This window comes from Pseudomonas sp. KCJK9000, from assembly GCF_046230725.1.
Classification (GTDB): Bacteria; Pseudomonadota; Gammaproteobacteria; order Pseudomonadales; family Pseudomonadaceae; genus Aquipseudomonas; species Aquipseudomonas promysalinigenes.
The window spans coordinates 1-10,722 of the sequence record NZ_JBJJLN010000087.1; the positions used below are offsets into that span (position 1 = coordinate 1).

Here is a 10,722-nt window from a genome sequence, read left to right on the forward strand (position 1 = left end):
GGCTGAAATTATACCGCTACAAATTATTCCGGTTAAGAAGTTTGTGGATTCTTCTGGGTTCGATTCCAGGGTGGGGAAACTTAGTGAGAGCGATAACATGTTTTTGTGAAAATTACCGAGTATTTCCATCATTGCTAAGCATAGATCTATTGCCGCGTCCGCCCTCATTAATTCTGCATTGAATTGTTGCCACTCCCTCTCGAGCTCATCAAAAAATGTTTCAAAATCATCTTCAGGTATTTCGTTCGAGATTATGCAGTCTTTATCAATGTTGTTCTTTGTCATCTTTTAGCCGGTTTTATCGAATGGTTGATTGGTAGATGTATACTTTTACTATCTCGCAAAAAGGCGATCAACACGCCCTACGCTCACCGGTACCATTTAATCGTCTAGCAGCAGCGAACATCCTTGCGGATCTAGCAGGCCTGATAATTCAAGCCTACACAGTTCAATCATCGAACGTAGGTGTTGCCACCGGTACTGATCTTGTAGATGGTCTCGGAGTAGGGCAGACGAGCAATGATTGTGGTAGCGTTCACTACAGCTCCCATCGTCATGCCACGGCAAAGCAGGTTCACATAGCCCTGGATACGAACGCACATCGCATCAGCGCTATCGATGAAATTCGTCTTGTTGAGACGAAGCATGATGACTGTCCTTCCCTCCGGTACCGCTCAAATTGGCGGTACTGCGAAGATAGTAACCTGGGTGTAGACGACCAAGCAGAGCAGGGCGATGCCGGCTGCGATTAAAGCCTTTTTCATGGGATGAGAGTCCTATCTCAGAATCAATCGATGCGCTTAACGATACCGAACCGGCCTTCTTTGAAATCGCTGGCCCTGAGCACAGCAGGAGCAGCTTGGTCACAGCTGTAGGTCGAGTAACTCACCGGCGGATTACCGAATCGATCCGAGCTACGATCAGCGCATCCTGAAGAAGAGGCAACGATGTAGAGCGGCTTAGTGATCGCTTCGTTTGGAACTTGAAGTCCCATAGAGAAACGGATGCTTGCTCTGTGAGCAAAATCGTTAGCGTCGTCGTGATAATTACCCAGGAAGGTCGCATAGCTGCTCCAGCTAACGAACTCAAAGCCCATGACACCAAGCCGCTTAAGCTCACCACCGTTTGATGCGTAAACGATCAGAGGGGCCAGCCGGGGATCTTTGCTCTTGGACGAGTAGGTCACCTTCGCGGTTATGTACCGAGAACCGCGCTCAGCTGATCGGTACTCATACTCATCCCCGTGTTCGTTGAAGCTCCATTGGCCGGCCACTTGAGCAGACTGAAGCGAGACGGCGCTGTCGTCCGCGGTGAACGAGCCTTTGACCGGGATCGCTTTCATACCAAGAGCGGCCAGTCGGCGCTCTTCTTGTTCCTTAGCTTCGCGATCCTTGACCATTTTTTGCACAAGGCCATTTCCGATCGCGGCTTCGGCGGAATCGGCGTAGCGGGAGGTTAACGATGCCAAGACTGCTTTCGCGGTGGTCTCATCCCCGGCGTCCACAGCCTTTCTTACCTGGGCCAAGAACACTGCCGGTGTCTCTTTGAGAGTCTTATTTTCCTGTTCGAGCTGGGTGATCCTGGTTTTCGCAGCTGCAATCTGTGCTTGCAGAGAGCTGACGTCCCCTCGAAGACTCTCCGCCTGCTTTCTGTAGGCTTCGCCACCATCTCCACATCCCGTAAGTGAAAGAGCCATACAAGAAACCAGAAAACCATTCCTCACGAAACACTCCTTGGGCATTCCTCGCATCAGGAATGGCAATTTAACATCATTCCGCACCCACCGAAACGAAATGGTAATCCTAGAGAGAAACCCCAGTTAATCATCTGCATGCTTCGGTACCGTCCACGCCATATAGAGGTTTGCCGTCTAGCACCGATTGCCAGGCTGCGCGTGCTGGATAGGTCACTGATTGATCCGCGAGTCGCTTCGAAGCGTGCTGTCGCAGAGTCTTCAGTGAGCAAAATGCTTTGGTGACGTCTTCATCACTTGGCAAGCCGTACTTCTCGCTCGCGATGGAGAAGGCGGGCATCCTAGTCACTCATGAGGCTCCTAGCTGCCACCCGCACGGTTATTCAGAGATCGATGAGCTCGCCCAGGCAATGGGCGCAAAAATGGTCGTGCATGGGCATCATCATGATTGCCTGGATTACAGGTCAGAATGGCCGAAACTGGGGTTTGAAGCTTTTGGAGTTGCTTTCAGGTCGATAATAGCCATCGACGGTCGAGTTATCTGCTGAGGGCAATCCCGCATCGCGCGGCAAATGGGCAAAAATGATCAAAAAAATGTGCTGTGAATTCCGAGGTGCCATTTTGGGTTGCAGTATCTACGGTTGGGGGTAAGGTCGGACTCGGGATGCCTTTGTCCCGACCTAGGAGCTTTTATGCAACTGAAAAAATGGTTTTCGGTGGTGCCAGGCGCGATCGGTGTCATGATCACATTGGCACTTCTGCTCGTGCAAACTCGAGTGTTTGACGTCATCGCGTGGGACTACAACGTTTGCCACTTGGTGTTCGGTTTCACCTTCCCGTTCTTCTTGAGCTACCTGGGTATTCCGGCGGGGAAGGTTGAAGTGCTTCCGCTGCGTGAGGTGATCAACCGTATTGCTGCAGTGCCGTTGATCAACTGGCCTCTGCAATCCCTGCGTGCCATCGGTCGCGGTGTGAAGCGTGACTTCATTGAGGGGCTGCCTTGGACTCCTTGGATGGGGGTTGCGCTGACGCTTTGCCTTTCGATTGGCAACGAAATGATTGTTGACCCTGCAACGAACGGTATTCCGTTCACGTCTGCGTATGGCAATTTCGTTGCGGACGTCCTCGGTATGGTTCTGTTCCTTTGCCTGGCACAACCGTTCGTGCGTCGCGCCAAGCAAGCAGCATCTTCACTGGTTTGATTGGAAGGCCGCCTAGGGAAGGGCGGCATCCGTCCTAAAGCACATGCTTCTAAGAGTAGTCACCTCCAAGAGCTCAGTTGGTGACTGCGACTGCTCCTCTGGAAAGGACATCAGGATTATTAGAGGAGGGGTAGATCGTCTTCTGCTCGGTAATCGGACTCTGTGAGTAGCTGGAACTCGATGCCAGCTGCATTCAATTTCTCACGTAGCTCTTGGATCTGAGCCTGCATTTTTTGTTCTCCCTTCATCACTGCCAACATAGCTGTGTCTGGCCTGAATTTTAGTGCCAGTTCGGCGAAGCCTATGAGGTCATTAGAGCGAAGACTTCTCCAGGAGGTTTTGACCTCGCACATGATTGAGCGTCCGTCGACGATGGCTAGCAGATCCATTTCTGCATCAGGGGCGTAACCATCATGTGAGAACCCAAAGTTTGTCGAACCTACGTACATGAAGGATTTCAGCGCTCGCTGTCTCAAAGCGGCGAGCACCCAGATCACTGACAGCACGCTTCGATATCGAAGACTCTCAATGAGGAACTCGTTAGGTCGGAAATGCCATGGCACACTGATTGGCAGCTGTGTATGATTTCGGCAGATGTCACAAGTCAAAGACGCTTGGAGGTGCTGGAAGTCAGACCAGTTTTTGTGTCGGCATGACTGACACGTCCAAGCATAGCCTTGGAATAGCATGCGCCGTTCTCTCATCATCGACAGCTTGCCTTCCAGGCTGAGACGCAGATGATGGTATTCTTCCTCAATCTCCGTCTCGCTGAGGTGAGCCAGGCTAAGCTTCTCTTCCGGCCATTGCTGCTCCAGGTGAGCAGCCCAGTCAGCTTGCACTTTTTGCAAGGTTACGTGGGTTTTTGGAGTCTTTAGATTCTGCGCTGCTATGAGGGCGAGGCTGGCTAAGGCTTTGACGTCATCTTCATTCCGAAGGCTGTAATCTGGCCTAGTAAACGCGCGCTTCGATAAGGATTTTTCAATAAGGCCGGTATCCGAGTCTTTCAGATTTGGGGTGCCGCCCAAGCTCGCGAACATCTCCACGAAAAATGGCCGTAGCAACAAATCCATCGCCGTCTCTAGGTCGCCGGTCATCCCCAAAACGCCTAGCAGGTAAGAAGCTTCGTTAGAAGGTTGCATCCAGGATGCTTTTTCCTGAGGCCAAGGTGGATCCCCGGCGTCAATCTTCCTCGGTGTAGAGGGGAAACAGAACGCGGTTCTCAGAGCCTGCTCAAGGGTAGGTACCGTCACTGATTCCAGCGCTCTATTTACGCCCGGAAAGACAGACAGATAGCCCTGTCCTTCTGTGCGGGCGTGTAGATCGGTTTGAGCGAGGCTTTGTATCCTGGATTGGGTGACAAACGCGTTGCTCAGCCGCCATCTCTTGGGAAGCATCCAGGTGTTGACTCGGTTAAACCTAGGGGCATTGCCGTCGTACTGGAGAACGAGGTCTAGGGCCCATAGGCCTAAGGTAAAGCGCTGCCCTGGTGGAGCGTCATTCAGATGCTCTGGAATTCGCACTGGTGGTGTGGCATTTGGGAACTGCCAGGAAAACGTGTGCCAGCCTTGAGTTTGAGTAGAGCCATCTGTGAGCCAGATCCTAGCGCGCTCTTCATCAATTTCAGGGATGACGTGTCCCCCGGGAACAATCTCAACGTGCCCATACGCGCTCCATACCTTTGCTTTTTGCAATATGGCCATAGCTTCATTGAGCTGCTCCTCATTATGAGATGCCGAGCGGATGACGAGCTGGGCTTGGCCGCCGGCGCCGTCTGTGACGAAGTTGCGTCGATTGATCAGGTCTGCCAAGAGGCTGAGCATCTCTGGATCCTGGAGCTGATCCATCGTGATTCGAAGACAACACAAATCTGTGTCAAGGAAGGAGGGGATCAACAGCCTGGCATTCCAGAACAGCAGTCGATCGTCAAAGGTGTCCCCGATGACGAGATTGAATCCTCCACTCCACCGGTAATCGCGTATTTCGAGCCTTGGAGCATAGAGCGCCGAGAGAAGGCTCATGCTCGTCACCTTCGCCGTTATGAACTCTCTCAGGGCTGAGTTTTCATTTGAGACTCGATCAAGATCTGTCGGTACGCCATATCTCCGGTTTTCGAAGTGCTCATCTGAAACGATGGTTAATACACCTGAAACTGACTTCGCGTCGTTCGGATACATCCTGCTTTCTAGGCAGCCCCCGTAGGTGCCTAGGTTATCGGTCAGAAACCTTGTCGGCTTCTCGGTCGGCCAGGAATCTAGGACTCTGACCTTGGGGCCATTGGTAACCGGGCTATGGCGGGCGAGGCGAAAGATCGTCGACATGGACGAGAGCGCAATGAATGACATGCTAGGCCAGAAGGCAGAAGGGCGAAGGTTGTCCTCTTCCACCTCTCGGTGGTGCAGATAGTCTGCGGGTGCAACGCGCTCATGAATCTCGAGGACAGCCGCATTCCCTAGCCTGACATATGAATACACGACGTCCGGGTCGAATCGCAGTAGCCATGGCCAGTATTCGGGCATGATCTCGCCGGCCCGGCATGGGACGATAAGGCTGAATCGACCTCCCCAGCGTGAGTAACAATTTGCGAAGACACCATCTAGGACGAGGTCTGAGTTCGACTCAGGGTCAACCAGGAAAGCAATCCGTAGGGGTCGCAGTCGTTGATTTCCGATTTTCCCGGCAGGGGAGGATTGATCCACGTGAGCTCCTAAGAAACGTATGGTTTTCATCGTTCAACAACCTAGTTCACCATTCATTCCTCGCCAAGTATCCAAGCTAGGAGCAACCACCTCGGTGGTGTGCAGTGTGCTTCCTCTCATCGCGGAGAGTGCGTTTCCCTCAAGCGTTTGGCGTGATGAGAGTGTTCGTGGAAGGCGTCTGAATGAGTGGAGTACAAATGTGCTCCTCGCGTTCTTCGTGCCATTCTGACGACCCTACATGCTCCCAGAATGCCCGCGTGGTCAGCCATGGCTTGACGCCAACACTGCTGTGAAAGTGATCGTCATCGAGATGTGTGAGCGCTTGGAGGACTTGTAGAGGATGCAGTGATTGGCTTCGCACTGGCGATGCGGGAAAAGTGAATTGTCGACCTCAAAAAAACGAACCCTGCAAATGCAGGGCTCGTCTTGAGTTCAGAATCTCTTGAGTATCCCCATTCAATGATGAGGGTTTTTAGCGAGGGCGGGTAAGCGTTTTCACAGGGCTGAGTTCTTTATTCAAGTAATAGGTTAAAGTGTCTTGGCTAGTATGTCCTGTGTTAAGTTTAATCCATTCGGCCATTGTTCCAAAGTTCTTTTGGGATTCGATGAATTTCATCAAAATCGCTGTATTTCGAATTCGCGACAGCGAGAGAGTGCTTGGGTCAATGCCTGCCTTGACTGCCCAGGAAGCGCTTATCTTCCTCAGCTGAGCTGACGTCATCGGGCATTCAGGCTTGCCAGCTGCGGAAAAAAGGTAATCTTCATTGGAGAGGCTCTCAGCTTTGATGTACGACTGGATGGCCACTGGATGATTTATATAAAATCTTCTTGTCGAGCCATACCTTGAAGCTTTGAGAGTTTTAACTTCGATTAGTATTTCGTCAGTAAAAGAGGCGATATTTTTCACTTTGGCGGGTAGGAAGTCATTTGGTCGCATCCCGGACATTAGGCATGCTAGAAATGCTGCATCTCTCAGGTTCCCTGAGGCAGTGACGCTGCTATGGATACGTTCCAACTTTTCAGAGATTAGCTGCTGGATTTCGGCAGTTCCATGCTCAGCCCATTGAGCCGCTAAGCGTTCGAATGGGTGTAGATGGCTGTTGTGCAATCGAACGACTACTGGAGACTTAAACGCGAGCAGCACATTGACGGGAAGCGCCGCAACCAGTCGCTCCCACGCGGAAGGGTCGCTTGCAAACCATTCCTCAGGCTTCAATGCTGCTTTGATCGCTGAGTAAATTCCGAGCCTAACTTCAGATTCTTTCGGAGCGGGTGCACCCGGCTGCGCTAGTTTCGTTGCATTGCGAAGATCGCGATAGTCACGATAACCCAATCCTCTGGAAAGGACTTCTCGAGCAAAAGATAACTTGATCCGGTTGGGGCCACACCATCTTTTCTGCAGCGCTCTTTCAAGCCTCTTAAGGCCTGATTTAGGGGCAAGGTCATCAGCAAAGACAGGAACGCGCATGGCAAATCTCCAATAGCGTCAGGGTGTCGGCTGCCCGCTGACTATTGTCGAGATGCGTGCATGGGAGGAGGGTGAAGCTGCCTGATGGAGGTTGTACCTTTGCGAGCCGACCGCACGATGCAGGCTACACCGTAATTAGAACGTAGCAGGGGTCTGCTGAATCGTCCAGGTAGAATCTGGTGGTGTCGTAGCTGCAGGTGCCGGGGCGCTGGTGCAAAGGCTGAACCTTCCGGCGGTTTGCTGACCTTTGGCTCCAGTCAAACGGACTGCTAACCGCATGCTGTAGTCAGCTAGTCGCAACTGTGAATTCGAACTGAGAGCTCATGAGTGTTGGTGAGTGAACAACTAATGGGGATCACGATGCTGCTACGAGCAAGTAGGCGGAGGGCGATGACGCAAAGCGGTAGAAGCTCACATTGGCTACACCGCAGGTTGAGAGCCTATCGCTGATTCGGGCTCGAAGAGTCCGGCTGCTCCAAGGAATTTAAACACGCCTTCTACGCTCTCAGGGAACGCCCAAATTCATTGCCGTGAGCCACTGCGCAGGCCGCCAAGATGGTACTCGGCCTAGCCTTGACGAACCAAAGCTGTTCTCTATGCTGAAAGTGGCGCCATGTGCAGGCGTTGTGCCGTGAGCTGTCATGCGGCTAGACAATAGATAGACCATTGCCCCGTTCGGCGGGGAGTTCATTTTCTATTGTCTGGAGCTCGACATGAAACCAGATTTGCCACCACCATCCCCTCTTGATTTCCATCCCACAATTTTTGATTTACCCCAAGAAAACCGGTTCAAGCTACCAAATGGCCGCATGGTAGAGCGTGTGAGCGCTGACCAACAAAAATTGGAAGAGTATTGCCAAGCAAAATTTGGCAAGAGCTGGCCGAGCATTCGGTGCGACGCGGAGGTTGATCTGGCTAGCCGTCTCATTGCAATCACTGATCGAATGACAGCGCTTGAAGCGTTTCTGCAAAAAGGGCAGCCACCTGAGACCCTCATCGAAGCTTATGACGACATTGATGATGCGCTGTGCGCAGCGTATGGAGATGGTTCACCGAAAGCACTTGTACTGATGGGGCATCTCAGTTTGACGATCGGAGGAAAATTTCCTCCACTGCAAAAACCGGGAATTGGCATTGGTTCCATTCGGGCGGCTGCCGATCTTGGTTATATCGCAGCTTATTGTTTCCTCGGTGATCACCTTTTGAAGGACGGAAGGGCCGATGAAGCGGTTATGGCTTATCAGCAGGGGGCCGAAAAAGGTTGCAGCGCGTGCCTGTATCAGTTGGGGCAGTTCACAGAGCGCGGAGTAGGAGGGATAGTTCAGAGCGACCGAGCCGCGTTCGATTTCTACCTTCAGGCCGCTGAAAAGAATTATCCGCCAGCTGATGTTGCACTGGCGAAACTGTGGCTATGCAGCCCTCAGCTTCCTCAGCCTGCAAATCTTGAGGCCGTGCTTAAGGAGCGCGTTGAGATGAGGTGTGAAGGAGCTGAGATGACGCTGGCGGAGCTTTATCTGCGCACTAGTAGCTCTTCAGAATCCAAGCGTAAGGTACTGTCCCTGTATCGATGTGCTGCTGCGTACGGAGATGCCGAAGCGCAGATTCAACTGGCTAAGCTACTGGCTGGTAAGGAGCCTGGCGTACTTGATGTGCAGATCGATACAGAAGAAGCAGAGAGATGGTACATGCGTGTTCGCGACTCTGAGTTTGTATCCCCTGCTCTAAAGGCACATGCTTGTCTGGAACTGGGACATCTCTTCATGAAGCAAGGGATATACGACGCCGCTACGCATCACTTTTATGGTGCATCGAGCACGTGCTCTGAAGCTGTTGAGTTGCAGAAGATATGTGAGATGAAGGCTGAAGCTCAGTCTCAACAATGGCAGCAAGAGGGGGATATTGAATGAGCCGTTCCACCTAGCCTGTCCTGAAGTACATGCGACTCGGGAAGCAGCATGACGATGGGGCTGAGGTATTTGCGCAGACCATTTTAGGGAAGAGGCAATTGCGCTAATTGGCCTAGGAGACATTCCATCGCAAATTTGCGATCGAATGTCTCGAGGGAGCGCATGGGGTCGCTTGAAGGATGACCCCAGAGACTCATTTAGCCGGGTTGATCGGCTTTTCTGGATACCAGGCGTCCAGCAGCGGGCTAACCTCGATAGTGGTCAGTTCGCTGCGGCCCTTGAGCCAGGCTTCCACGGTGGCGCGTTGCTCTTCGCTGACCGAGCCGCGATTGGCTAGGCAGACAAGGCCGAAGTCATCGCCGCCAACGTAATCCAGACCATTGGCATCCATGGCTTCTGCAAGGAAAGCGTCCAGGAACGAATCAATCGCTTCGTCGCTCAGGTCTTCCTTGAAGCCCAGGTTGAGCTCGAAGCCCAGTTCCTGGAACTCGTCTACGCAGAGCTTTTTGCGCAGACGACGGGAGCGGTTGGTAGCCATTTAGTAAATCCTCTTGATTGATAGCGGGCGGATTCTATCAGGTAACGGCTTTCAGCGCCTTACTCATCGCCTCTCTCAAGAGCCTTTTGCTAACGACTGATGGGCGGTCGCCACAGCGAACCCTTCATCGCTCGTCTAAGGGCTGTTCCGCTACTTCTAAATCCTTGCTGCGATCACGCATAAGATCTCTTATGTCGCGCGCAAACTCATCTATCGATATTCTGTGTGTTTCTAAATCTCCGATTTTTAACTCAAGTCTCGCATCGAATTCTTTTTGAACCAGTGCCATTTGCCCCGCGCTAACTGTCGCAGAAATATTTGAGATCCTTCTATAAGCGCGATAGATATAGGGTATAAGGCCTTGGATGCTTGCATGTCCCGTCCAAGCCTTAATTTGCGCAAGTAAAATGCTGTCACCTATAATTCTGGGTTCGAACGCGTCTGGGTTGGCGATTCGATGACGCTCGAATAATATGACGAATAAGTTAGTGCAAAAAAGCATGGCGAAACATATGTGCACATGTGTCCTTTGAAATTTCAGTGGCACGTCTGAAATCATCAATCTCATTCGTAAGGGTGGTGGCCGCAAGAGGCGCGCCAGTAGTGTGAGATATAAATAAATAGCCGTGATCAGGCTCTCCGTTTTTTGTATGCTTTAAGATTATTTCTGCGCGCTGCGTGTTTATGAATTTGCGGGCCTGGCCCAAAAGCATGTTTGTAATAGGTACTCTTCTAGTTGCTACTTTCCCTTGTTTGAACACCTGCATCTCTAGCTCAGGGTACTTCATCTTCTCCGCTTGCGCCAAAGCTTGTAGAGTAACCTGGGCCAACTCTCCTCTCCGAGGCCCAAGAAACTCAAGAAATGCAAGATGCAGATGACGTCGCTGGTTGATGAAGCGAGATGTCGGATCTTTATCTATTGCTTCGTGGAGAGCCTGAATGGATGCATCTGAAACAGGATGTCTAGGTGCGCTTGCTTCGCCTGCGCTAAAGCTATGATGATGTATCCTGCTGCGTGTGATCAATTGCCCTGAAGGCATTCTTACTACATAATCAATATATGAGACTCTAATTGAGCCTGTCTCACTTATGAAATCATTTCTGCCCGCTACAGTTGCGACGTGCATGAGAAAATCGAGGCAGACTATGCCTGTCGCAGTTAACGTGTTTTCATTTTTTTGATTCTCCATTACATTGGTGATTGATTTTTCCTTTCGA

Annotated in this window: 9 protein-coding genes; 2 read left to right on the plus strand and 7 right to left on the minus strand. The window is 51.6% G+C overall.

Annotation, left to right across the window (positions count from 1 at the left end; genetic code table 11):
• The 3 genes from ACK59H_RS21830 to ACK59H_RS21840 form a co-directional block, all read right to left on the minus strand.
• On the minus strand, positions 1-285 hold a 285-nt coding region (locus ACK59H_RS21830), incomplete at its 3' end, for a hypothetical protein (RefSeq protein WP_409264909.1).
• A 167-nt stretch (positions 286-452) separates the two neighbouring features.
• The gene (locus ACK59H_RS21835) at positions 453-647 is read right to left on the minus strand and encodes a hypothetical protein (RefSeq protein WP_230849737.1); all 195 of its coding nucleotides are present in this window, start codon (positions 645-647) and stop codon (positions 453-455) included.
• Between the two features lie 140 nt (positions 648-787).
• Entirely contained in the window at positions 788-1,723 is a 936-nt protein-coding gene (locus ACK59H_RS21840) for a hypothetical protein (RefSeq protein ID WP_409264910.1), read from the minus strand.
• A 662-nt stretch (positions 1,724-2,385) separates the two neighbouring features.
• Here ACK59H_RS21840 and ACK59H_RS21845 point away from each other — a divergent pair.
• Positions 2,386-2,895, plus strand: a complete 510-nt coding sequence (locus ACK59H_RS21845; RefSeq protein WP_060477686.1) for a hypothetical protein — start codon at positions 2,386-2,388, stop codon at positions 2,893-2,895.
• A 119-nt stretch (positions 2,896-3,014) separates the two neighbouring features.
• Here the strand turns inward: ACK59H_RS21845 and ACK59H_RS21850 are convergent, their stop codons facing one another.
• Both ACK59H_RS21850 and ACK59H_RS21855 read right to left on the minus strand, forming a co-directional pair.
• Positions 3,015-5,069: a hypothetical protein gene (locus ACK59H_RS21850; protein WP_155500249.1), complete on the minus strand. Its 2,055-nt coding sequence runs from the start codon at positions 5,067-5,069 to the stop codon at positions 3,015-3,017.
• A gap of 994 nt (positions 5,070-6,063) precedes the next feature.
• Positions 6,064-7,059 (minus strand): hypothetical protein, encoded by a 996-nt coding sequence (locus ACK59H_RS21855; protein ID WP_409264911.1) that lies wholly within the window; start codon positions 7,057-7,059, stop codon positions 6,064-6,066.
• A gap of 713 nt (positions 7,060-7,772) precedes the next feature.
• On the opposite strand from ACK59H_RS21855, the gene ACK59H_RS21860 reads away from it, so the two are divergent.
• Complete coding sequence (locus ACK59H_RS21860) at positions 7,773-8,966, plus strand: sel1 repeat family protein (RefSeq protein ID WP_155500248.1); 1,194 nt, start codon at positions 7,773-7,775, stop codon at positions 8,964-8,966.
• A gap of 193 nt (positions 8,967-9,159) precedes the next feature.
• Here the strand turns inward: ACK59H_RS21860 and ACK59H_RS21865 are convergent, their stop codons facing one another.
• Both ACK59H_RS21865 and ACK59H_RS21870 read right to left on the minus strand, forming a co-directional pair.
• The gene (locus tag ACK59H_RS21865; RefSeq protein ID WP_060477682.1) at positions 9,160-9,504 is read right to left on the minus strand and encodes a YggL family protein; all 345 of its coding nucleotides are present in this window, start codon (positions 9,502-9,504) and stop codon (positions 9,160-9,162) included.
• A 485-nt stretch (positions 9,505-9,989) separates the two neighbouring features.
• Positions 9,990-10,722, minus strand: a 733-nt coding sequence (locus tag ACK59H_RS21870) for a tyrosine-type recombinase/integrase (RefSeq protein WP_409264912.1), incomplete at its 5' end; no start/stop codon positions are given.

Coding starts and splice junctions, on each gene's coding strand:
- ACK59H_RS21835 (WP_230849737.1), bottom strand. CDS start 647: ATGCTTCGTCTCAACAAGACGAATTTCATCGATAGCGCTGATGCGATG.
- ACK59H_RS21845 (WP_060477686.1), top strand. CDS start 2,386: ATGCAACTGAAAAAATGGTTTTCGGTGGTGCCAGGCGCGATCGGTGTC.
- ACK59H_RS21850 (WP_155500249.1), bottom strand. CDS start 5,069: ATGTATCCGAACGACGCGAAGTCAGTTTCAGGTGTATTAACCATCGTT.
- ACK59H_RS21855 (WP_409264911.1), bottom strand. CDS start 7,059: ATGCGCGTTCCTGTCTTTGCTGATGACCTTGCCCCTAAATCAGGCCTT.
- ACK59H_RS21860 (WP_155500248.1), top strand. CDS start 7,773: ATGAAACCAGATTTGCCACCACCATCCCCTCTTGATTTCCATCCCACA.
- ACK59H_RS21865 (WP_060477682.1), bottom strand. CDS start 9,504: ATGGCTACCAACCGCTCCCGTCGTCTGCGCAAAAAGCTCTGCGTAGAC.